We start from the raw sequence: 21,850 nt of genomic DNA, 5'->3' as shown, positions 1-21,850 counted from the left end.
ATAAAATTACACTCAAACTCTGCTCTGGAGGGCGCCCTTGCCTAAGAGAACCGACCTCAGGAAGATTCTGATAATCGGCTCCGGGCCCATAGTCATAGGTCAGGCTGCCGAGTTCGACTATTCGGGAACCCAGGCCTGCAAGGCTTTAAAGGAAGAAGGCTACCAGGTAGTCCTCGTAAACTCAAACCCTGCAACAATTATGACCGACCCCGACATAGCCGATAGGACTTACATAGAGCCCCTAACCGTTGAAGTCCTTGAGAAGATTATAGAGAAAGAGCGGCCCGACGCTCTCCTTCCGACCGTTGGAGGCCAGACGGCGCTGAACCTGGCCGTTAAACTCCACGAGGCCGGTATTCTTGAAAAGTACGGCGTTGAGCTGATAGGGGCAAAGGTAGAGGCGATAAAGAAGGCCGAGGACAGGGAGCTGTTTAAAGAGGCCATGCTCAAAATCGGCCTTGAGGTTCCGAAGAGCGGAACCGCCCACACCCTTGAGGAGGCCCTTGAAGTTGTTAAAGAGGTGGGACTTCCGGCAATTATCCGCCCCGCCTTCACCCTCGGGGGCGAGGGAGGAGGTGTTGCCTACAACATCGAGGAGTTTAAGGAGATTGCCAAAAAGGGTCTTGCCGCCTCACCTGTAAGCGAAATCCTCATCGAGGAGAGCGTTCTCGGCTGGAAGGAGTATGAGCTTGAGGTCATGAGGGACCTCAACGACAACGTTGTAATCATCTGTTCCATAGAGAACGTTGACCCTATGGGGGTTCACACCGGGGATTCCATAACGGTTGCTCCGGCCCAAACCCTTACCGATAAGGAGTACCAAGTTCTGAGGGACGCCGCCATCGCCATAATCAGGGAGATAGGCGTTGAAACCGGCGGCTCAAACGTTCAGTTTGCGGTTAACCCTGAAAACGGCAGGGTTATAGTGATAGAGATGAACCCCCGGGTTTCCCGCTCGTCTGCCCTTGCCTCTAAGGCGACGGGCTTCCCTATTGCGAAAATCGCCGCGAAGTTGGCAGTCGGCTACACCCTCGACGAGCTTCCCAACGACATAACGAAGAAAACCCCCGCCTCTTTTGAGCCGGCGATAGACTACTGCGTTGTTAAGTTCCCCCGCTGGGCCTTTGAGAAGTTCCCCGAGGCCGACTCCACCCTCACCACCAGGATGAAGTCGGTGGGCGAGGTTATGGCCATAGGCAGGACCTTCAAGGAGGCTCTACTTAAGGCCGTTCGCTCCCTTGAGATAGGCCGCTACGGCCTGACCATGAAGGGGGTGGAGAGGCTCTCCGACTCAGAGCTTGAGAGCAGGATAGCCGTTCCCAACGCCGACAGGATTTGGTACATAGCCGAGGCCTTCAGGCGGGGCTGGAGCCTGGAGAAACTCTACGAGCTCAGCAGGATAGACAGGTGGTTCCTCCACAACATCAGGCAGCTTGTAGAGCTTGAAGGGGAGCTTAAGAAGCACACCGTAGATACTGTTCCCGGGGAGCTTTTAAAGTGGGCCAAGAAGTGGGGCTTCTCCGACAGGGAGATAGCGTCTCTCTTGGGGACCACCGAGAAGGCCGTTAGGGAGAAGAGAAAGAGCCTTGCTCCCGTCCTTTACAAAACCGTTGACACCTGTGCAGGCGAGTTTGAGGCCTACACCCCCTACTACTACTCCACCTACGACGGCAGGGAGTGTGAGGCCAACCCGTCGAAGAAGGAGAAGGTTACCGTTTTCGGCTCGGGGCCCAACCGGATAGGTCAGGGTGTTGAGTTCGATTACTGCTGCGTTCACGCCGTTTGGGCGCTCAGGGAGCTCGGTTACGAGGCCCACATGGTTAACTGTAACCCCGAGACCGTTTCTACCGACTACGATACCTCCGACAAGCTCTTCTTTGAACCCCTTACCCTTGAAGATGCCCTTAACGTTGTGGAAAAGGAGAAGCCCTTAGGAGTTGTTGTTCAGTTCGGCGGGCAAACGCCCCTGAAGCTTTCTGTTCCCCTTGAGAGGGAAGGGGTTAAGATACTGGGAACCTCTTCCGAGAGCATAGATATAGCGGAGGATAGGGAGCGTTTCAGGGAGCTTCTCAACCGCCTCGGCCTCAAGCAGCCCCCTTCCGGGATTGCCCGCTCCCTTGAGGAGGCCGAGAAGATTGCCCAGGAGATAGGCTTTCCCGTCCTCATGAGGCCCTCGTACGTTCTCGGCGGGAGGGCCATGAGAATCGTTTACTCTATGGAGGAGCTTCGCCAGTATATGGCCGAGGCCGTAGAGGTCTCCGAGGAAAAGCCGGTTCTCATAGACAAATTCCTTGAAGACGCCGTTGAGTTCGACGTAGACGCCGTTGCCGACGGTGAAGAGGTTGTTATAGGCGGCGTTATGGAGCACATAGAGGAGGCCGGCATCCACTCCGGAGACAGCGCCTGCGTTCTGCCCACCTTCTCCGTGAGCAGGGACATCGTTGAGAAAATCAAGGAGATAACCCGCAAAATAGCCCTTGAGCTGAACGTTAAGGGGCTTATCAACATACAGTTTGCCGTTAAAGACGGCGAAATCTACATAATAGAGGTTAACCCCAGGGCCTCAAGAACCGTTCCCTTCGTCAGTAAGGCAACCGGTATTCCCCTTGCGAAGGTGGCAACAAAAGTTGCCATGGGTAAGAAGCTCAGGGAACTGGGCGTTAAAGAGGTTGAGCCCGAGTACTACTCGGTAAAGGAGGCGGTATTCCCCTTCAACCGCTTCCCCGAAGTCGACCCCGTTCTGGGGCCGGAGATGAAGTCCACCGGCGAGGTGATGGGAATAGACCCCGACGTAGGTATAGCCTTTTACAAGGCCCAGCTTGCCGCCGGCTCAAGGCTTCCCCTCGACCCTTCCTGCGGTAAGGTCTTCATAAGCGTAAAAGACAAAGACAAGCCCAAAATTTACTCCGTTGCCAAACAGCTTGCAGATATGGGCTTTAAAATTGTCTCCACCGAGGGAACCTACAGGTTCCTCAGGGAGAAGGGGATACCCGTTGAGCTGGTTTACAAGCTGCAGGAGGGCAGGAGGCCCAACATAGGCGACCTCATTAAGAACGGAGAGGTGTGCCTCATAATAAACACCCCCACCGGCACCCGCTCCAAGAGGGACGCCTACAGTATAAGGCGTCTTGCGGTTAACTACGGAATTCCCTACTACACAACTGTTCGTGGTGCAGAAATGGCCGTAAGGGCCATCTCCGCCATGAGGAAGGGTAGCCTCAACGTTAAACCACTTCAAGACTACTACGGAGGGAAGTAATGGCCGAGGAGAAGAAGGAACAGCAGCCTCAAGTTGTTGTGGGAAGTATGCCCTACAGGGTTTCTATGGCCGAAGTTGACGCCTACGGCGTTATGTACTACTCCAGGTTCTTCGAGCTCTTTGAGAGGGGAAGAACAGAGCTTTTCAGGGCCCTCGGTATTGAGTACAGGCAGATTCTCCAGCAGAAGCAGATACTCATGCCGGTTGTTGAGGCGGCCTGTCGCTACATGGCTCCCGTTGTCTACGACGACCTCATAACCCTTGAGACCGCCATCACCAATATCGGCACAAGGGGCATAAGGTTCGACTACAGGGTGCTCAGAGACGACGTTGTTCTGGCTGTCGGTTTTACCCAGCACATCTTCATAGACCCTCAGGGCAGGCCCGTTTCCTTCGGAAAGGAGGTGTTTAACATCTTAAAGGAGAAGGGTGTTATCACCGGGGAGCCCCCCAAAGACGAGGAGGGACAGCAGCAGCCCCAGCAGGCCCAGCCTCAGGAGGATGTGACTCAGAAGCTGAAGAACTTCATAATCGAGAGAACGGAGGGGAAGGATAACTAAGAAGGGGCCGGTAGGCCCCCTTTCTAAACAACTTCGAAGCGAACCGAGAATACTTTTCTAAAGTCGTCTTTAACCGTAAAGGCTATTCTTCTCCTTATTGCCACTCTTCTCAGGTTCAGGTTTACGTCGAACGAAACGGCGTTTGTTCCGTCGCTGCCGTGGAAGCTTAAGAACTTTACTCGGCTGCCCTTCGGTACTTTAAAGGTCCTTGAAGAGCTTACGGATACGTGCCTTCCGTTTATCAGGAGGTCTACCGTGTAGGTGCGTTTCGGGTTAACGAGTCGCTCTACATTTGCTATGAGGTAGTCGAAGCTCGGCTCAATCTCTACGCCGTGGAGTTTGAAGAACTCCTTTAGCATCATAAGGTGGAACTTTACCTTCGTTTCAAGGTTCGGCAGCTGCTTTGAGACCTCGAGGCAGATGGCTGGAACTTTCGGCTTTGTCAGGCAGTAGTAGGTGAGGGAGCGCCTCTGCTCCGGGTGTTTTGTGTCTGCGGCAAAGGTCCTGGTGTTGTAAACGGGGATTCGCCACTCCCTTTTGTGTATGGACCTATTAACGGCCTTTGAAACGGCCCTTGCCTCTTTCCCTAAGGGGAAGCCGTTGTGCTCTTCGGCGTCTATGACTATGCACTGGCCCCAGGCTCTCGGGTTCACAGAGTGGAAGCCGTACCCGTCGTGGAGCGTTAGGAGTATGTCGGGTTTAACGTTCCCTATGAACTCTTTTAGGTCTTGGACCCTTTTGTAGTCTGGGTCTTTTTTCGATAAGGGGCCGAACTTCCTGTTCATGTCGCCGTTGTAGCCCCTTTTGTCGGCGAGAATCGAGACGAAGTTGCTCCTCGGGGCGATGAAAAGCTCACCCCTTTTCACCTTAACGGTTCGGAGGATTTCGGCCGCAGTGTAGGCCCCCGGCTCGTTTCCGTGGATGCCTCCTACAACCAGGATGCGGCCCCCTTTTCTCTCCCCCTGTAGGTGCGTCTCCTGGAAGGGGAAGGGGGGAAGCTCTATGAGTGCTCCCCTTCCTGGGGACGCAAGTGCCTCACTTTTAAGGGCCGCGAGCAACGGGACGCTAAAGATTAGGCCCTTTACAAGTTCTCTTCTCCCAGGATTTTCCATCTTCCACCTTCCTTGATTATGTATAGCACCTTGTTGGTTATTGAGTTGTAGTTGTTGGAGCGGTACTTCAGCCGCATCCTCACTACATATAGATTACCAAATTGGAGTAGCCTTCCGTCTTTCATTGCACACAGGTCGGAGATTGAAATCTTTATCCACCTTTTATGTTTTGTTACCCGCTCTTTGTGGGCTATCCACTCCTTTAAGCCGCCCCTTTCCCAAACGAAGTGTTTGGAGTAGCACTCAAAGTAGGGCTTTAAGCTTTTGGGGGTGTTCTCCCAGGCCCTTTTCCACTTCAGGACGAAGTTTATTATCGACCTCTGCTCTTTGAGGAACTCGGGCTTTGTTGCGTAGGCAAGGTGGGAGACAACAACTACGGGGGTTCTCTTGGGAACTATCAGTTTTTTGAGCTCCCGCAGGTACTCGTTCTTCAGAACGATGCAGCCGTTTGTGCTGTGGGGCGGACGGTTGGGGTTGTTCGTTCCGTGAATCCAGATGCCGTGTCCGTTCCTCTTCAGGATTTTCCTATCGAGAAGGTTGGGGTAGTTGAGGGGGAAGGCGCCTATGCCGTATATCGGCGGGAGGTTTGTCTCCCAGTACATCGGAAAGTAAATTCCTTCGGGGGTTCTCTGGTCTCCCTCTTCGAGCTTATCTCCCGGCCGCTTTCCGGTTATGCAGGGGAACTTCCTGACTATAAAGGGGACGCCGTTTTCCATTCTTATTACGTAGAGGACCTCGTTTGTCTTATCTACAACAATGGCGTGAAGGTCTCTTGGGAGCTCAAGGACGTTTGCCACCAGCTTTGTGTTGTAAAGCTTGGAGAGGAGCTCCTTCGCCTTTTTGCTGTCTCCGGCGTAGGTTAGGAGCAGGAGTTGAAGTTTGAGTCTCTCTTCCTGGGGGAGCTTCCTTATCTCCTGCTCAAGTTTGGGAACGGACCAAACCCCTAAGTTTTCCACTATTTCCGTAAGGGTTGTTCCCCTTCCCGGCGAAAGAGCTGTTAGCGTAATCAGGAGGGCCAAGAGAATGGCTCTTAACATACTGGTGCCTCCAGCCGTTCCTTCCTGCGCTCTTATTTTATCGGAAGGAGGGCTGGAGGGTTGAAGGGTTTTTAAATAATGGAGTGAAGCTCGTCTACTATCTCTTCAAGGTCTTGCTTTGTTACCTCTTTTCTCGTTGCAAAGTCCTCTATTCTCGAAGAGAGCCAGAACAGGTGTTGGGCGTTTTTAAAGTCTTTGCTTACCTTCCCCCTCATTACCGGCCTGAAGTAGCCGATTGGGCGAGACCAGAGCGTTACATCGTCGGAGCCGCACCTTTCACACTCCCTCTTCTTCCCCACCATTTTGTGTCCGCAGGAGTTGCAAGTTGTCAGGAACGGGGTTTTCGTTAGGTACTGAATCGGGAAGTTCTTTATGATGCCGAAAATGAGCCTCTCCTGCTCGTGAGGCTCCATCTCCTCGGCGGTAAACAGGTGCATTATGCTGCCGCCGGTTGCGTAGCTCTGGAAGTGGGCGTTTACGTCTATCTGTTTCAGAAGGTCTCCCTCCTGGAAGGGAGCCTGAAAGCCCGAAGTCAGAAACACCCTGCCGGTCTGGGGGTCGCCGTTAACGAACATCCTTGCCTTCACTTTACACTTCATCTGGAACCTCCACCCTTAAAAAGAGTTCTTCTCCGAATGCGTTAACTGCTTCCCGGATAAACTCGTTGAGTTTAGGGTCGCCCGATATATCCGGCGTTCTATCTCCGTTTATAACCTCTTCAAGGGCCTTTGCAAAGGCGAGGTCTTTCTGTGCCATCTTACAGGCGGCGTTCTCACTGGGTGCGTACTCAAGGGAGTAGAGGACCTTGTCCCTCTCCATAAACTGATAGAGCTTCTCGTAAAGGTACTGGGCTATCTGGTGGGCGTAATCCTTGGCCTCCTCGTTGAAGAGTCCATCTTTGAAGCCTGCGTTTATCATACCTTCGTGCACGCCCACAACCGAGAATATGTTAAACAGCGAACGGTCGTCCTTCTGGTAGAAGGAGAGGTAGGGGAAGAGGTCTTTCCAGTGTTTCCTGAGCCATTCCCTCTTCCTCTGTAGGGCCTTTGCCCCAACCTCCATTGTGTAATCTATCATTCTCTTCAGAAAGTCGAAGTTGTCCTTTGCCAGGAACAGGAGCCTGTTCATATTTATGGCGTAAACGCCTATGCCGCCTACTCCGCTTCCCGAGTGGAAGGGGTTTGAGCCGGTTACAGCTTCAACCTGGGAGATGTCGAAGAGCATTCTGCAGCAGTTGCTGTAAATCATCCCCTCGTCGAAGGGCTTTATGTAGGGGTTTTTCTCCTTGTACTTTGAGGGCTTGGTGAACGGCTCTTTTAAGTAGTTCTGAACGTAAAAGCCTCCGAAGTACTCGCTCTCTTTAAGTAGCATCTTCCAGGCCGGGTTGTTCCTGTCGAAGTCCTCTGTTACGTTTACCGTTATCAGGGGAAAGGTAAAGGGATTGCCGTCGGCATCTCCCTTTCTCATCGCTTTTATAAAGGCGATGTTTACCCGGTCGAAATAGTGGGCCGGAATCTGGCTGTAGGTGTAGTTAAGGAGCTTCCCGGCGTAAACCACCGGCTCGTCTTTGAGCCTGCTGTTGGGCTTACCAAAATCGAGGGTGATATTTGAAAACGGAGAGTTACCGCTCCTGAAGGGCAGGTTGATGTTGTACAGAAACTCCTGCCACAGGTTTTCAAGCTCGTAGTCGGAGTAGCTCTTTTTACCCTCCTTTTCCAGGTAGTAGAGGTAACCTGCAGCCACCGTGGAGAGGTCGTTCAGAGAGGTTGCCCCCGAGACCTCCTGTGCTATGAGGCAGATGAGGTTGGCACACTGCATAAAGAGCGTTTCCAGCCTTTTTGGGGGTGCTGCCCTCCTTTCGTTCTTTGCGTTGCTCTGGAGTCCGTAGTAGGCGATGTCTTTTGCCGAGAGCCCTATGCAGTAGGCGCTGAGCCTGTAGGTTTGGTGTTGATAGGCCCACCCTTCCTCGTGGTGGATTCTAACCGGGAGTCCCTTGTAGATAACGTCGAAGAGGTAGTCCTTCATAACCTCGCCGACTACAACGTGCTCCAGAACCGGTATTCCGCGGACGAAGTTTGCGTTGTTCCTCGAGATGTCGTCGTTATCGATGAAGAGGTCTATCAGCTTGAAGTACTTGTTCATTCCGCCTCCACAGGGTAGAAAGGGTTAAACTGGTGCGGGAAAGATTTTAGACTTCCCCTTATCAGCTCCTTGTCCTCGTCGGTTAGCAGGGGGTATTCAACGGTGCGCAGGAGCGTGAAGGGCAACGAGTATCGCTTTAAGACCTCTATTGTTAACTTCACTCTATTCACATAGTTGTAAACTTCTGAATCCTCTAAATCCTCCCTCGAAAAAAGCACTCTCTTAAAGCGTTTGAGCTGGTGAGGGGTATACTCATCGAGGAGGGGAATCTTAACATCGAGGGCCACGCCGTCTATTAACCTATTTTGGGCCAGTTTTTCAACCCTCTCGGGCTCTGTTCCATTTGTGTCGAGCCTTACGGGGAAGCCTTTTTCTTTTATGAACTTTAACCCCTCCTCGAGTCGGGGCTCAAGGGTGGGCTCTCCTCCGGAAACTATTACCAGCTCCACCCCGAGCAGTTTACAGAGGGAGAGCTTCTCCTCCAACTCCCCGTAGTTAAACCTCTCGTACTCTTTCGGTGCCAGGTGTTTGTTGTGGCAGTGGTAGCAGTTCAGGTTACACAGCCTTAAAGGGGTGTAGAGTAGAGCCGACAGGACCCCGGGATGGTCTTTAAACGATGTGGGAATGTCGGTTTTGACGAACGGGGAGGAAGCCACCGCTCCTCCTGGGATGGGTTGATGAGATATTAATTTAACACTGAATATCTGAAAAAGGGAGGCCCCGCGAAGGACCTCCTCGGCAGTAAGGGACTGTTGTTATTGTTCTTCCCTCAGCTCCTTTGCAAGGGCTACAAGGTTCCTCAGAGCCGGTATAACCTCTTCCCAGCGCCTTGTTTTCAGGCCGCAGTCGGGGTTAATCCAGAAGTTCTCTTTGGGGATGACTTTGAGAGCCCTTTCCACTATCTCCTTCATCTCCTCAACGGTGGGGACGTAGGGTGAGTGGATATCCCACACCCCGAGGCCTATCTGCCTGTCGAAGTTCACCTTCTCGAATGCCTCTATTATGTCGCCCTTAGAGCGGGTGGCCTCTATCGAGATAACGTCGAAGTCCATCTGGAGTATGTACTCCATAATTTCGCCAAACTCCGAGTAACACATGTGGGTGTGAATCTGGGTTTCGGGCTTAACCGAGCTGTGGCAGAGCCTAAACGACCTGACCGCCCACCTGAAGTAGTCATCCCAGTTGCGTCTCTTTATCGGGGCCTTCTCCCTTATGGCGGGCTCGTCTATCTGAACGATTTTTATTCCCGCCTTTTCGTAGTCGGCTATCTCGTCTTTAAGGGCGAGGGCTATCTGGTAGGCTACCTCTTCGGTGGGGATGTCTTCCCTTACGAAGCTCCAGGCGATTATCGTTACGGGTCCGGTGAGCATTCCCTTCACCGGTTTATCGGTGAGGCTCTGGGCAAAGGCAATCTCCTTTATAGTCATAGGACCTTCTCTGTCTACATCTCCGTAGATGATTGGAGGCCTGTAGCACCTGGTTCCGTATGAGATTACCCAGCCGTTGCCGGTTGTTGCTATGCCCTTCATCTTCTCGGCGAAGAACTCAACCATGTCGGTCCTTTCAAACTCCCCGTGGACGAAAACGTCCAGTCCCAGCTCTTCCTGAATCTGTATGGCCTTTGCGATTTCACCCCTGATGAAGGTGTCGTAGTCCTCTTGGGAGAGCTTCCCCTTCCTGTAGAGGAGCCTTACCCTCCTTACCTCCTCCGTTTGGGGGAAGGAGCCTATTGTGGTTGTTGGGAAGAGGGGGAGCTTCAGGACCTCCTGCTGCTTCTTCACCCTCTCGCTGTAGGCGGGCTTCCTCTCGAAGTCCTCCTCCTTGAGGTTTTGAACCCTCTCCCTCACCTCTTTGAGCTCGCCGAAAGAGCTTCCTACGCCTTTGCTCCAGCTGTTAAGCTCCTGGTCGCTTCCCTTAGCTATAAGGCTGAGCTCTTTCAGCTTCTCCTCTGCGAAGGCAACTTTTTCAAGGAGTCCTTCGGGCAGCGTTGCTCCGGCGAGGCTCACCGGCAGGTGAAAGAGGGGGGCGGCGTTTGTTGCAACAACCTCAAACCTTTCGGCAAGCTCCGCTAAAAGGGCCCTTTTAGCGGTGAGGTCTGCCCTCCAGACGTTTCTTCCATCTATAACCCCGGCAAAGAGCTTCTTGCCGCCCGGCTCTACCGTTTTGAGCTGCTTTAGGTTCTCTCCGCGGTCGTGGACAAGGTCAACGCCTACGCCGGAGACGGGAAGCTCAAACAGCCCGGCAAGGTTATCTACGCTGTCGTAGTAGGTGAAGAGGTTTACATCTCCGGGGAACCTCTCAAACTCGCCGTAGGCTTCCTCTACAGCCTTCCACTCCTCTTTACTTAGCTCAAGAACGAAGGCCGGGTCGTCGAGGTGAATCGACTCAAATCCCCTCTCTACGGCGTAGTCAACGAGGGTTTTTGCAACCTCTTTAAGGAGCTCCCCGAAGGCCCCCTCGGGCAGGTTCTTTGAAAGCTTCAGAAACGTAAGCGGGCCTATCAGGTGTGCGTTCCTCTTAACCCCTTTATGCCTGTCCCACACCGGAACCGTCGCCTTAAACTGGGGCCGCTTGCCCTCAAAGTCCGGAACCAAATAGTGGTAGTTGGTGTTGAACCACTTTGTCATCTCCAGGGCGTTTTTGCCCCTGCACAGCTGGAAGTACTCCTCCAGGCTCTCGGCCCTGTAAAGCCCGAGGATGAGCGCCGTGTCGAGCATGGGGTCGTAAAGGGTCATCTCCCCCCGGGGGAAGTTGTCTACGTGGGCTGCGTAGCTCTCCTCCCTCTTCTTGTTGAGCTTCTCGATGCCGGTTAGAAGCTCCTCTTCCGTTACTTTTCCGGCCCAAAAACCTTCAATGAGCCTCTTGAACTCCCTCTGCTTCCCGAGCCTCGGGAAGCCGTAAGCGTAGGTTTTGATCATACTTACCTCCTGCGGCGTTTTGGGTTTAAACGCCTGCAGGCGGTTCAACGGCGGGAAAAAGAAAAAGGAAACCCCTTCTCTTTCCCGCGTCCCGAACCCCCGCAGGACGCGAAGGGGTAGGTGTTCACCTACCCATCACGGGCCGGTCTCCCGGCTCGCAGGCTTCTTAAAGGGTTTAACCTTCCCAGGAAGGCGGCTTATCACCTTTCCTTCCCAGTGGTTAAACCCCCCGAGTTTTTGCCTGCTCACGGTTGCGAGGACAGCGCCGGACTCTCACCGGACTTCCCGTTCACCCGTGACGGTGTCAATTTTAAAGAGTTTTCCGTAAAAGGCAACAAAGGGGCCTAACTTCCCCTCCCCCTTAAAGTCGCAGAGAGCTTTACAATCCCCTTTGCCACCCTCTCCTTGGCGCCGCTTAAAACCGAGAACACCCTCTCTAAGGCCTTGGAAATCCCCGACAGCCCCTTTAACTCTTTTATTATCTCGCTCTGTTGCCGGTTAACCTCTCCCAACTCGTCCGATATCTTAATAACCCGGTTGATGTCGTTAACGAGGGTGTCGAGCTTCTTCCTCACCTCCTCCATCGCCTCTATGTTTCCCTGGATGTTCTTCAGCGTCGGCTCAATCTCCCTTTCGAGCTCCTTAATCTCGTGGAGGATTTTGAACGTTTTCTTTGCCATATCCCGTATCTCGTTGGCAACAATGGCAAACGTTCTGCCGCTCTCTCCTGCCCTCGAGGCCTCTATAGAGGCGTTTATGGCAACCAGCTCTATGTGGGAGGCTATGTTCTCTATGCTATAGAGCTGGCGGTTTATGTGGCTCATGTTCTCTATGAGCTTCCGGTACTCAACCGAAGCCCTTGAAAGCTCTTCCACTATCGGTTTAAAGTCTTCCATAAACTTCTGAAAGTTCCGGGAAATTTCGCTTAGGGTCTGAATATCCCTCTCCATGTTCTCGCTGTTTTTCAGGAGCGTTCTCTCCACATCGCTTACCAGCTTGTTCACAGTTTGGGAAGTTTTACTCAGCGACAGAACGCTCCTTTCAAGGTCCGAAAGGGCCTCGAGTACCTCTACAGGGATATCAGGTCTGTTCCGCATTTCAGGTTCTCCAAGAACTTAAAGAAGTTTTTAACGTGCTCTTTGGGAATCAGGGCGCCGTGCTGGGGCAGAATCGCCTCCAGTTCCAGCTTCTCCACCCTTTTAAGCCAAGCCCTTACCGCTTTGTTGTTTGCCATAAGGAGCTTGTGGGGGCCGTAGAGGAACTCCATGTGCTTTATCCAGTCTTCAACCACAAGGTAGTTAAAGTTGCCGAGCGCTATCCCGATATCGCCGCTGAAGAGGAACCTGCTTATGGGGTCGTAAAGGGTAAAGTGGTTCGGAGAGTGAAGGTAGTGGGCCGGAATAGCTTTAACCCCTATTTTCCCGACCGGTATGGTTGCTCCCTCGGAGGGTATGGGAAAGGCGTTTTTCTCTATATCCTCAACCCCGAAGTGGGGCAGGAACCGAACCCAGAGCTCCCCTATCGCTATTTTGGCCTGGGGGCACACCTCCTTCCACATGGGGATTGAGCCGCACACGTCCGGGTCTTGGTGGCAGAAGTAGAGGAACTTTATAGACTCAAGGGAGGTATACTTACAAACCTTCTGAACCAGTTGTGGAAAGAGGTGGTAGCCTCCCGGGTCCACTATCAGCCCCTCTCCGTCGCTTATAACCAGGTAGGAGAGGACGTCTACCGAACCCTCTTGTGCTCCCTTCGTTCCGAGGTAAACAACCGTGTGTCTGCTGTCGGAATAGAGAACCGCGTCTGCGTTGGGTTTCAGCTTTTTGGGAAGCGCCATAACAGACTCCTTAGCTCTTCGCTTAAAATCTAAAAATCTTGATTCACTATTATAGTCCTTGATTCTTTAATTGTGTAGGGATAACTTTAAAAGATTCTATTTATATTTGATAATAGAAGAAACTGATTGGAGAGTAGCGAGGGCGGTTAATTTTGTGATTCACCGTTTTTGCGGTTAAAAGAGGGAGCGGAGGAGGAGATGTGATTTTAGTTAAAAAACTAAAATTTAAAGTTTTTCTTCTTTTCCTCTAAAACCGAGTCCAGCACTTCGTAGAGCTCTTCAAGACCGTACCAGAGCACCGTAAAGGAGAGTGTGATTAAGAATATGGCGGTTAAAGACATCTCCCCCTCGTCGGAATTTAGTTGAGGGCCTAACAAATTCTATATTAGTATTATCGGTTCAATCGGTCAAGTTTTAACAGGGAGGTTGCCGTGAAAATAGAGGTTGAGAAGGGTAGGGTTGTCGCCTTCCTGGAGGACGGACAGGAGGCCTTTATAACTTTCGGCGTTGAGGAGAGTGAAAAAGTTGTTGTTGTAAGCACTACTTTTGTTCCCGAGAGCCACAGGGGTAAGGGGATAGCCGGAAAACTTACCGCCGAGCTTGTGAAGTGGGCCGACTCTAACGGCTACAGAATCTACCCCCTGTGCTCCTATACCAGAAAGTTCCTCGAGAGAAAGAGGCCGGACTTAATAGTGGAGAGGTGATGGAGGTTGTAGTTACCACAGACCGAAGGCCGAAACCGGAAGTTGTTGAAGACGCAAAGACCCTTGCGGAAAGGCTGAACGCCCCCTTTGTTAAGCGCAGGCACAGAACGGTAAACAGCATCAGGAGGGAGTTCGGCAGGGCGGTTCTCGTTGTGGGCAACGACCACAACCTTACCCTTCACACCTTGAAGGGGCAGAAGCTCTTCTTCCACCCGGGGCTGTTTAAAATCAGGCTTCTCAGTTACCTTTCGGGGGGCCGTGAGGCCATGGTAGAGGCCATGGGCATAGGGGAGGGAGACTCGGTTCTCGACTGTAACCTCGGCCTTGCCCAGGACGCCCTCCTTTCGGCCTTTGTCACGAAGAGGCCGGTTGTGGGCGTGGAGATAGACCCGGTTATCTACGAGATAGTGAAGAGGGGCCTTAAGAGCTACAAGCCCGAAGGGAAGCTCAAGCAGGCGGAGTTTGCCTTCTCCCTGGTAAAGCCCGTGCTCTCTGATAACCTGATCTTTTTGAAGACTCAGCCCGATAACTCCTTCGACGTTGTTTACTTCTCTCCGATGTTCGTTAAGCCCAAGTGGAAGTGCGACGTTATGATGCCGTTTAGGGAGGTTGCACCTAAAGGGTTTGTTACTCCCGAGCTTCTCAGGGAAGCAGAGCGGGTGGCGAGGCGAAGGGTCGTTATAAAGGTGAACAAGGGGGTTAGGGAGCTCTTCCCCTTTTTGGCAGACTACGAGCCGCAGCCCAGCTCTACGAGGGTGGAGTATTTGGTGAAGGAGCTTCATAAGTAGTAACTGTTATCGTTAAGGCTCGATTTCCTCTTGAAACTCCGAAACTTTTTTATTAAAGTTATCGGGAAAACAAAACCGATTGAGGAGGAGGTATGGCCGAAACTGTAACTTTGAAAGGAAACCCCGTAACCCTTGCCGGGCCCGTTGTTAACGTGGGAGATGAAGCTCCCGTTGCCTGCGTTGTAAAGAGCGACCTGTTGGAGAAGCAAATCGGCGGCAAGAAGGAGAAGGTTCAGCTTATCATCACCGTTCCCTCACTCGATACCCCCGTGTGTGAAACGGAGACGAGGAAGTTCAACGAGATGCTCAAGGACCTTGATGTAGACGTTACCGTTGTTTCTATGGACCTTCCCTTTGCCGAGAAGCGCTTCTGCGAGAGCTTCAACGTCTCCAACGTAGACGTTGCCTCCGACTTCAGGTACCGCGACATGGAGAAGTTCGGCGTTCTCATTGCCGAGGGTGCCCTTAAGGGACTCCTTGCAAGGGCCGTGTTTATCGTAGATAAGAGCGGAAAGGTCTGCTACAAGCAGCTGGTTCCGGAAATCACCCAGGAGCCCAACTACGACGAAGTCCTCTCTGCCCTTAAGAGCGTTCTTTAATCTCTTCCCCGCCTCCTTGAAGGGGGCGGGAAAATTTTGTAACCCTCCCTACTGCTCCCCCCTGTTGAACCTGAAGTGCCCTTAAGACAAAGAGAGGAAGGTTTTGAAATAGATTTAAAATTCTAAAAAGCGAATTTAATCGGCTTCTTAATAACAGCCAGAATCAGGGTCTACTCCGCTCCCCACTTGAAAAGGAGACCCCGGCTGCCGTTAAATAGATGGGGTAACAATCGGGAGGTGCCATGACCAGGATAACGGTAGTTAAGCGGAAAGGGGACAGGGAGCCGCTCTCCATCGAGAAAATCAGGAAGGTTATCAACTGGGCTGCCCAAGGGCTGGCCGTTAATACTCTGAAGCTGGAGGCCAAGCTCAAGCTCCACTTCTTCGACGGCATAACAACGAGGCAGATACACGAAGCGGTTATAAACACCGCCCTTTCTCTAACAACCCCCGAGGAGCCCGACTGGCGGATTCTGGCAGGCAGGCTCTTCATATTCAACCTCTACAAGGAGGTCTCTATAAAGAGGGGAACCAGTAAGCTCGCCTACGTTGGCGGGGGAGAGGAGTATTTAAAGGTTGTTAAAGACCTTGTGGATAAAGGCCTTTACACGAAGGAGCTTCTTGAAAAGTACTCCGAGGAAGAGCTCGTAGAGGCGGGCGACTACATAAAACAGTCTTACGACTTCCTCTACGACTACGCAGGGGCCAACCTCCTCGCCCGGCGTTACCTCTGCATCTACGAGGATACCCCCTTTGAGCTTCCCCAGGAGATGTTCATGACCATTGCCCTTATGCTGGCCATTAACGAGCCCAAAGAGAAGAGGATGGCTTTTGTTAAGAAGTTTTACGACCTTATAGCGGGGAAGAAGCTCTCCCTTGCAACGCCGATTCTCATAAACTTGCGCCGCCCGAACGGTAACCTCTCCTCCTGCTTCATAACCGCAATGGACGACAACCTCGACTCCATAATGTACACGGCCAACCAGGTTGCCCAGATTTCAAAGAGGGCCGGCGGCGTTGGAGTTAACCTCTCCCGCATAAGGGCCCAAGGCTCCTGGATAAAGAAGGTTTTCGGCGCAAGCGGCGGCGTTGTCCCCTGGGTGAAAATCCTCAACGACGTTGCAGTTGCCGTTAACCAAGAGGGCAAAAGGGCGGGAGCCGTAACGGTTGCCCTTGACGTGTGGCACTTAGACGTTTACGACTTTCTCGAGCTCAAAACCGAAAACGGAGACTTAAGGCGTAAGGCTTTCGACATATTCCCCCAGCTTGTAATCCCCGACCTCTTCATGGAGAGGGTAAAGCTGAACCAGGAGTGGCTGCTGGTTGACCCTTACGAGGTAGAGCGGAAGTTCGGCTACAGGCTCTACGAGCTCTGGGGGGACGAGTTCGAGAAGGCCTACACCCACGTAGAGGCCGAGAGCGACAAGCTGAGGCTGAAGAAGAGGGTAAAGGCAAGGGAGCTCTTCAAGGAGATTCTGAAAACCCAGGTGGCCACGGGTCTTCCCTACATCTTCTTCAAAGATACTGCCAACCGCCTTAACCCCTTGAAGCACGACGGCTACATCGGGAACGGGAACCTCTGTATGGAGAGCTTCTCAAACTTCAGGCCCTCTAAAGGGTTTAAGACCTACACCGACGGTAAACGCATCATCAACGAAGTTGAGGAGTGCGGCCTCGTCCACACCTGTAACCTGCTCTCTGTGAACCTTGCCAACATAGAAAACGACGAAGAGCTTGAAGAGGCCGTAAGGGCCGCGGTGAGAATTCTCGATAACACCATAGAGCTCACCTCCTCTCCTATCCCTGAGAGCGAGCTCCACAACAGGCGCTATAGGACTATAGGTATAGGGACCCTGGGGCTTGCAGACTACCTTGCAAAGAGGGAGATTCCCTACGGAAGGCAGTCCCTTGCCGTTATAGACGAGCTCTACGAGAAAATCGCCTACTACGGAATCGACGAAAGCGTGAACCTTGCAAAGGAGAGGGGAGCCTTCCCTCTTTTCGAAGGTTCCGACTGGAGCAAGGGGATAATCATCGGTAAAGACGCCGGTTACCTTCTTGAGAAAACTTCCCTTAAAGAGAAGTGGCTGAAGCTCCTCTCGAAGCTCAAAACTTACGGAATCAGGAACGGTCAGCTCTTTGCCATAGCCCCGAACACCAGCTCGGGACTGCTCCAGGGAGCAACGCCGGGGGTTCTTCCGCCTTTCAGCAGGTTCTACATAGACAAAAACCAGAAGCAGGCCGTTCCCATATGCCCGCCCTACCTGAAGGAGAAGTTCTGGTTCTACAGGGAAAGCAAAACAATGGACCAGAAGGAAGTTATAGACGTTATCTCCACCATTCAGAAGTGGGTAGACAGCGGTATCTCTATGGAGCTTCTGTTCAACCTGAACCTCGGCATAAGGGCAAGGGACATTTACGAAACCTTCCTCTACGCCTGGGAGAAGGGCATAAAAACCGTTTACTACGTAAGAACCGTTCAGAGGGACTCTCAGGCCGCCCTTGAAAAGCAGGAGTGTATCGCCTGCGCCAACTGATGTTTAAAAACTTTAATGATGAGCTTCTATGGTTAGTGTTATTATTAAAGCAGAAGCTGGAGAGTAAACTACTATAAATCAATAGCTGGGGAGTTCACCTCCCCACCACTACCAGTTGAGGGGTTCACCCCCTCACCATTATCTATTAGGTAGGGAGTTATCTCCATTGCAAGGGGAGGTCCTCCTCCCCTTACCTCTCTTGTTAAAGGGGGATATTTGGAAGAAAGACGAATAAAAACGGCTATATACGTTGATTTCGACAATATATATGGTGCTCTTCTCTCAATCTATCAAATGGCTCCTGGAAAAGACAGGAATGAACTCTCTCCTTTTCAGGCCCAGTTATTGAAACTATTAATACCAGAATTCCTAAAACTATTAAAGAACGGAATTATTTTTACAGGAGGTGGAGAGGATATATACCAAGACTCGCGATGTATCAAAATATTTGCTGAGTATCACAATTTGCCCTATCAAGCTCGTATATCCCCTCCTTTAACACATATAGTACAAGAGGTTGGAGCCGTAACTCATAATCCTTTTATACCCTCTTCAAAAAAGGGGAAGGGTAAAAATGCAGCAGATGTAGCTTTGGTCCTTTCGGTAATAGAAGATTTGTTGATAAAGAGGATACCCGTGGACGCTGTTGTTATAGCAACTTGTGATATAGACCTTTATCCTGCAATAAGATGGCTTAAAGAGCACACGGGATTGTCCATTATCCTTGCCTCCTTTGAAGGAAGGATAAACTCTATCTACTTGAGGACTCTTAATTCTGGCGAGATATGGTTTTTGAATGATGGGGATGAGAACCGCGATTACACGATTAGAACGTTGAAAAATGGCCTTTCGGCCTACTTGAACTTGATAGAGAACGGGGATATTAATGCTTATCCTAATGATAAGGACTTGAAATATTTGGAGGGTTTGAAAAACATCGTGACTGAGAAGGTTTCTCTTAAATCTGAGCTTGTGGTTCTAATAGATAAAGTTAAAAACCTAAATAGAAATGGAAGAGAGAGGGATGTGTACGTTGTTTTCAAAGAGAAATTAATTAAGGGGCTTAGGGGTTGGCTTGTAAAAAATGGTTATGCTAAAACCGGTCTTATAATCAAAAATTGGTTGCCAAGATGGAATCTTGGAATAGATGAAATGACTGCAAATCAATATCTTAAGAAGGTTGTTGAAGAGGAACTTCCCCGCCATCCTGAGATTGTCTTTGAGTGCCAAGGAGAGAAAGACGGGGTTATAATAGGGACATTCAAGTTCAGATCTACAAACTAGCCTCGGAGGTCTAATGGCCGACCTTAGAAAAGAGTTGATGAAACCCCGTCCGATTTTCAACCCGGAAGGAAACGACGACCCCGCAAAGAGGGGAATCCTCAAGGGGAACACCACGAACATCTTCAACCTGAACGTTATTAAGTACCCCTGGGCCACGAAGCTCTACAGGGTTATGATGGCCAACTTCTGGATACCCGAGACCGTTGACCTCACCCAGGACGTTCAAGACTATAAAGAGCTGACCGACGATGAGCGTCAGGCTTACGATGAGATTCTCTCCTTTCTGGTTTTCTTAGATTCCATTCAGACTACCAACATACCCAACATAGCCGCCTACGTTAAGGCCCCCGAAATTACGATTGACCTTTCTATACACGCCTACCAGGAGGCGATTCACTCCCAGAGCTACGGCTACACGATAGAGAGCGTTGTTCCCGCCGAGAAGCGGGAAGAGGTTTACTACTGGTGGAAAAAGGACCCGATTCTCTTTGAGAGGAATAAATACATTGCGGACATCTACCAGAAGTTCCTCGAGGAACCCACCCTTGAGAACTACGGAGAGGTTCTCATAGGCAACTACCTCCTTGAAGGGCTTTACTTCTACAACGGTTTTATGTTCTTCTACAACCTTGCATCAAGGAACTTGATGCAGGGAACTGCCGACATAATCCGCTACATAAACAGGGACGAGCTTACCCACGTTATCCTCTTTGAGCACTTCATGAAAGACCTTACAGACGAGGGCTTTAAGAAGTACCTGACGAAGGACAAGATTTACGACATGTTCAGGATAGCCGTTGACCAGGAGCAGCGGTTCAGCAAGAAGGTTATAGGGAACAAAATCCTCGGAATGAACGAGCAGTCTATAGAGGACTACACCTTCTACATAGCCAATAAGCGCCTTAAGGCCCTCGGTCTTGAACCCATATTCCCCGACAGGGGCAACCCCTACGAGCACCTTGAGAGGATTGCCGATACGGGCGGAGAGGCAAACGTTAAGGCAAACTTCTTTGAGGCCACCGTTACGAGCTACAACCAGGCAAACGCCGTTGAAGGGTGGGATGAAATTTAGAGGTCCCCTGTTTACAGGGGGCTCTCCCCTTCCCTTAACTCCTGAGCGCCTTCGTGGTGCCTGAGCCTCTTCTTGTTCTCCTTCTTGAACCTGTACATCTTCTCGTCTGCTATCTTGATGAGGTGCTCTGCCTCCTTGCCGTCCTGGGGGGCGCTTGCCAGCCCGTAGCTCATCGAGAGGTTGAACTTCCTGTAGCGCTCCTCTATGTGGTTTTTTACGCTCTTCAGTCTGCTCTCTATCTTCTCCGTGTTGCAGTTGGTGCAGATTACCACGAACTCGTCTCCGCCCAGCCTGGCCACAAGGTCGCTCCGCCTGAAGGAGTTTTGAAGGATGTCTGCAACGTCGCTCAGGACCATGTCTCCTACCTGGTGGCCGAGGAGGTCGTTTACGAGTTTGAAGTTGTCCAGGTCTACGTAGGCCAGGCAGACGTTCTGAAGCTCGCCCCTTTTCAGCTTCTCGAGTTCCTGACTCAGGTAGGAGAGGGCAAATGCCCTGTTGTAAAGCCCTGTTAGAGGGTCTCTAACCGCCATTTTATGGATGTTGTTTAGCAGCTCTGTTGTCAGCTTTGAGTGAAAGTAGGCAATTATCGAAACGGCGAAGTAGACCACAAGGGCCTGGTTGAGGGCTTCGCTGGAGTAGGGGAGCTTGATTATCCTGAAGTAGTTGAGAACCAGTATCAGGAGCAGTATCGCCGTGAAGGCCCCTATCCACTTGAGGGCCTCCTTTGGACGCTTGAAAAACGAGATTATCAGCGGAAAGAGGTATATCCAGAAGATACCTGTGTTGTAGGTGCCGCTTATTACGGTAAGTAGCGGGAAGAATATTACCAGCGTGGCCAGGAAGATGTTTGAGGCCAGCTGGAAGTCCTTGGAGAAGAGGAAAAAGGTTAGGTTCAAGGCCAGGATTGTTGCAGTCAATATTTCAAACAGGCCAAGCAGGCTCGAGTGGAGGGAGTTGAAGGCACCGAATGCCGACAGGAAGAGGATTGCCAAAACGGAGAATATTATGAACCCTTTCTCTCTTACTTTTAACTCAAACTCCTCAATCATCGCTTAACGTAATAGGGTTTAGTTTATCTCCTCTACTGCGGTTTTCCTGAGGATTTCCTCTACTAGCTCGGGGGTGCAGAGCTTCGTCCCCTCTCTCGTAACTGTTGCCGTTCCGCAGGCAACCCCGAAGGCCACGGCCCTTTCCAGGGGCTCTCCGGAGTAAATCGCGTAGGCAAACCCTCCAACAAGGGAGTCTCCGGCTCCCACCGTGTTTTTAACCTCAACTTTCGGGGGGATTACCCTAAAGGCTTTTTCCTCGGTTACGCAGATTGCGCCGAACTCCCCGAGGCTCACTATTACCACTTCGGGGCCGGTCTCTACCACCTCTTTTGCGGCTTTAACGAAGTCTTTGGTTTCCATGAGGGGTCTGCCTACGAGCCTCTCGAGTTCATGTTTGTTGGGTTTTATCGCGAAGGGAGCCGCCTCTACGGCTTTCTTCAAGAGCTCCCCGTCTGCGTCAACAACGATTTTCGTTTCGGAGCCCCGGTAGTTTAGGATTATCTCCCGGTAGTAGGTATTCGGTAGGTGGGGAGGGACGCTTCCTCCCAAGATTAAAACCCTGGGTTCCAGCTCCCAACACACCGCCCTGTTCAGTTTCTCCTGCTCCTCCTGGGTAAGGGGCTCTCCCCTTGCTGCAAGTAGTATGTGTTTTCCCTTTGCCCTCTGCTCCAGTATGGTGTTAACCCTTGTTGTGGATGTTGTTTCGACTATTATCGAGTTTACCCCTTCCTCTTCCAGCATTCCCTTTATACACTCGCCGGTGCAGCCTCCCAAAGGGAGTGCAAGGTAGGAGTCCTGGCAGAAGCGGGCAATTACCCTTGCGGCGTTTACCCCCTTGCCTCCGGGAGACAGAAATGGGTTTTCGACCCGTGTTGTGTCGTCCTCTTTGAGGGCTTGGGTGTAGTAGTAGACATCGAGGCTGGGGTTGGGGCAGAGCGAGAGAATCATGGTT

At 51.6% G+C, this 21,850-nt stretch carries 19 protein-coding genes and 1 riboswitch; of the genes, 8 read left to right on the top strand and 11 right to left on the bottom strand.

Going from position 1 to position 21,850, the window contains the following annotated elements; genetic code table 11:
- Positions 1–37 precede the first annotated feature (37 nt).
- Both carB and THEAM_RS09495 read left to right on the top strand, forming a co-directional pair.
- Positions 38–3,259, top strand: coding sequence for a carbamoyl-phosphate synthase large subunit (carB, locus tag THEAM_RS07915; protein ID WP_013538311.1), 3,222 nt, complete (start codon positions 38–40; stop codon positions 3,257–3,259).
- Positions 3,259–3,819 carry an acyl-CoA thioesterase gene (locus THEAM_RS09495; protein WP_013538310.1) on the top strand — a complete coding sequence of 187 codons (561 nt, stop codon included), beginning with the start codon at positions 3,259–3,261 and terminating at the stop codon, positions 3,817–3,819. The genes carB and THEAM_RS09495 overlap by 1 nt, the downstream gene beginning before the upstream one ends.
- Before the next feature lie 23 nt (positions 3,820–3,842).
- Here THEAM_RS09495 and THEAM_RS07905 read toward each other — a convergent pair whose 3' ends face one another.
- The 9 genes from THEAM_RS07905 to THEAM_RS09825 form a co-directional block, all read right to left on the bottom strand.
- Entirely contained in the window at positions 3,843–4,931 is a 1,089-nt protein-coding gene (locus THEAM_RS07905) for a M99 family carboxypeptidase catalytic domain-containing protein (protein WP_013538309.1), read from the bottom strand.
- Positions 4,901–5,968 (bottom strand): L,D-transpeptidase family protein, encoded by a 1,068-nt coding sequence (locus THEAM_RS07900; RefSeq protein WP_013538308.1) that lies wholly within the window; start codon positions 5,966–5,968, stop codon positions 4,901–4,903. Before THEAM_RS07900 ends, THEAM_RS07905 begins: the two co-directional genes overlap by 31 nt.
- 71 nt (positions 5,969–6,039) lie before the next feature.
- Entirely contained in the window at positions 6,040–6,567 is a 528-nt protein-coding gene (gene nrdD, locus THEAM_RS07895; protein ID WP_041439570.1) for an anaerobic ribonucleoside-triphosphate reductase, read from the bottom strand.
- Positions 6,557–8,110, bottom strand: coding sequence for an anaerobic ribonucleoside-triphosphate reductase (gene nrdD / locus THEAM_RS07890; RefSeq protein WP_049767044.1), 1,554 nt, complete (start codon positions 8,108–8,110; stop codon positions 6,557–6,559). Before nrdD (THEAM_RS07890) ends, nrdD (THEAM_RS07895) begins: the two co-directional genes overlap by 11 nt.
- Positions 8,107–8,766 carry a radical SAM protein gene (locus THEAM_RS07885; protein ID WP_013538307.1) on the bottom strand — a complete coding sequence of 220 codons (660 nt, stop codon included), beginning with the start codon at positions 8,764–8,766 and terminating at the stop codon, positions 8,107–8,109. The genes nrdD (THEAM_RS07890) and THEAM_RS07885 overlap by 4 nt, the downstream gene beginning before the upstream one ends.
- A gap of 99 nt (positions 8,767–8,865) precedes the next feature.
- A complete protein-coding gene (metE, locus tag THEAM_RS07880) occupies positions 8,866–11,028 on the bottom strand; it encodes a 5-methyltetrahydropteroyltriglutamate--homocysteine S-methyltransferase (protein ID WP_013538306.1) in 2,163 nt (720 codons plus the stop codon).
- 123 nt (positions 11,029–11,151) lie between these two features.
- Positions 11,152–11,340: riboswitch (cobalamin riboswitch) on the bottom strand.
- A 32-nt stretch (positions 11,341–11,372) separates the two neighbouring features.
- Positions 11,373–12,125, bottom strand: coding sequence for a methyl-accepting chemotaxis protein (locus tag THEAM_RS07870; RefSeq protein WP_013538305.1), 753 nt, complete (start codon positions 12,123–12,125; stop codon positions 11,373–11,375).
- A complete protein-coding gene (locus THEAM_RS07865) occupies positions 12,098–12,865 on the bottom strand; it encodes an oxygen-binding di-iron domain-containing protein (protein ID WP_013538304.1) in 768 nt (255 codons plus the stop codon). Before THEAM_RS07865 ends, THEAM_RS07870 begins: the two co-directional genes overlap by 28 nt.
- A 218-nt stretch (positions 12,866–13,083) precedes the next feature.
- Positions 13,084–13,206, bottom strand: coding sequence for a hypothetical protein (locus THEAM_RS09825; protein ID WP_013538303.1), 123 nt, complete (start codon positions 13,204–13,206; stop codon positions 13,084–13,086).
- A 90-nt stretch (positions 13,207–13,296) separates the two neighbouring features.
- Here THEAM_RS09825 and THEAM_RS07860 point away from each other — a divergent pair, with 90 nt between their 5' ends.
- From THEAM_RS07860 to THEAM_RS07835, 6 genes are all read left to right on the top strand, one after another.
- A complete protein-coding gene (locus tag THEAM_RS07860) occupies positions 13,297–13,569 on the top strand; it encodes a GNAT family N-acetyltransferase (RefSeq protein ID WP_013538302.1) in 273 nt (90 codons plus the stop codon).
- Positions 13,569–14,357 carry a class I SAM-dependent methyltransferase gene (locus THEAM_RS07855; RefSeq protein WP_013538301.1) on the top strand — a complete coding sequence of 263 codons (789 nt, stop codon included), beginning with the start codon at positions 13,569–13,571 and terminating at the stop codon, positions 14,355–14,357. Before THEAM_RS07860 ends, THEAM_RS07855 begins: the two co-directional genes overlap by 1 nt.
- A gap of 92 nt (positions 14,358–14,449) precedes the next feature.
- Entirely contained in the window at positions 14,450–14,956 is a 507-nt protein-coding gene (gene tpx / locus THEAM_RS07850; RefSeq protein ID WP_013538300.1) for a thiol peroxidase, read from the top strand.
- Positions 14,957–15,198: 242 nt separating this feature from the next.
- Positions 15,199–17,493, top strand: coding sequence for a ribonucleoside-diphosphate reductase subunit alpha (locus THEAM_RS07845; protein ID WP_013538299.1), 2,295 nt, complete (start codon positions 15,199–15,201; stop codon positions 17,491–17,493).
- A gap of 216 nt (positions 17,494–17,709) precedes the next feature.
- Positions 17,710–18,777 carry a PIN domain-containing protein gene (locus THEAM_RS07840; RefSeq protein ID WP_013538298.1) on the top strand — a complete coding sequence of 356 codons (1,068 nt, stop codon included), beginning with the start codon at positions 17,710–17,712 and terminating at the stop codon, positions 18,775–18,777.
- 37 nt (positions 18,778–18,814) lie between these two features.
- Entirely contained in the window at positions 18,815–19,849 is a 1,035-nt protein-coding gene (locus THEAM_RS07835) for a ribonucleotide-diphosphate reductase subunit beta (protein ID WP_343122263.1), read from the top strand.
- Between the two features lie 11 nt (positions 19,850–19,860).
- Here THEAM_RS07835 and THEAM_RS09490 read toward each other — a convergent pair whose 3' ends face one another.
- Both THEAM_RS09490 and THEAM_RS07825 read right to left on the bottom strand, forming a co-directional pair.
- A complete protein-coding gene (locus THEAM_RS09490; RefSeq protein WP_013538296.1) occupies positions 19,861–20,898 on the bottom strand; it encodes a GGDEF domain-containing protein in 1,038 nt (345 codons plus the stop codon).
- An 18-nt stretch (positions 20,899–20,916) separates the two neighbouring features.
- On the bottom strand, positions 20,917–21,846 hold the full coding sequence (locus THEAM_RS07825; protein WP_013538295.1) for a 1-phosphofructokinase family hexose kinase: 930 nt from the start codon (positions 21,844–21,846) through the stop codon (positions 20,917–20,919).
- Positions 21,847–21,850 lie beyond the last annotated feature (4 nt).

The sequence above is a fragment of the Thermovibrio ammonificans HB-1 genome, from assembly GCF_000185805.1.
Taxonomy (GTDB): Bacteria; Aquificota; Aquificia; order Desulfurobacteriales; family Desulfurobacteriaceae; genus Thermovibrio; species Thermovibrio ammonificans.
The sequence above is the reverse complement of the archived record's forward strand: the minus strand, read 5'-3'. Positions and strand labels throughout refer to the sequence as shown.

Excerpts from the sequence above, each read along its gene's own strand:
- THEAM_RS07865 (WP_013538304.1), bottom strand. The coding sequence starts at position 12,865 with ATGGCGCTTCCCAAAAAGCTGAAACCCAACGCAGACGCGGTTCTCTAT.
- THEAM_RS07900 (WP_013538308.1), bottom strand. The coding sequence starts at position 5,968 with ATGTTAAGAGCCATTCTCTTGGCCCTCCTGATTACGCTAACAGCTCTT.
- THEAM_RS07825 (WP_013538295.1), bottom strand. The coding sequence starts at position 21,846 with ATGATTCTCTCGCTCTGCCCCAACCCCAGCCTCGATGTCTACTACTAC.
- tpx (WP_013538300.1), top strand. The coding sequence starts at position 14,450 with ATGGCCGAAACTGTAACTTTGAAAGGAAACCCCGTAACCCTTGCCGGG.
- THEAM_RS09490 (WP_013538296.1), bottom strand. The coding sequence starts at position 20,898 with ATGATTGAGGAGTTTGAGTTAAAAGTAAGAGAGAAAGGGTTCATAATA.
- THEAM_RS07905 (WP_013538309.1), bottom strand. The coding sequence starts at position 4,931 with ATGGAAAATCCTGGGAGAAGAGAACTTGTAAAGGGCCTAATCTTTAGC.
- THEAM_RS07870 (WP_013538305.1), bottom strand. The coding sequence starts at position 12,125 with ATGCGGAACAGACCTGATATCCCTGTAGAGGTACTCGAGGCCCTTTCG.
- metE (WP_013538306.1), bottom strand. The coding sequence starts at position 11,028 with ATGATCAAAACCTACGCTTACGGCTTCCCGAGGCTCGGGAAGCAGAGG.
- nrdD (WP_041439570.1), bottom strand. The coding sequence starts at position 6,567 with ATGAAGTGTAAAGTGAAGGCAAGGATGTTCGTTAACGGCGACCCCCAG.
- THEAM_RS07845 (WP_013538299.1), top strand. The coding sequence starts at position 15,199 with ATGACCAGGATAACGGTAGTTAAGCGGAAAGGGGACAGGGAGCCGCTC.
- THEAM_RS09825 (WP_013538303.1), bottom strand. The coding sequence starts at position 13,206 with ATGTCTTTAACCGCCATATTCTTAATCACACTCTCCTTTACGGTGCTC.
- nrdD (WP_049767044.1), bottom strand. The coding sequence starts at position 8,110 with ATGAACAAGTACTTCAAGCTGATAGACCTCTTCATCGATAACGACGAC.
- THEAM_RS09495 (WP_013538310.1), top strand. The coding sequence starts at position 3,259 with ATGGCCGAGGAGAAGAAGGAACAGCAGCCTCAAGTTGTTGTGGGAAGT.
- THEAM_RS07855 (WP_013538301.1), top strand. The coding sequence starts at position 13,569 with ATGGAGGTTGTAGTTACCACAGACCGAAGGCCGAAACCGGAAGTTGTT.
- THEAM_RS07835 (WP_343122263.1), top strand. The coding sequence starts at position 18,815 with ATGAAACCCCGTCCGATTTTCAACCCGGAAGGAAACGACGACCCCGCA.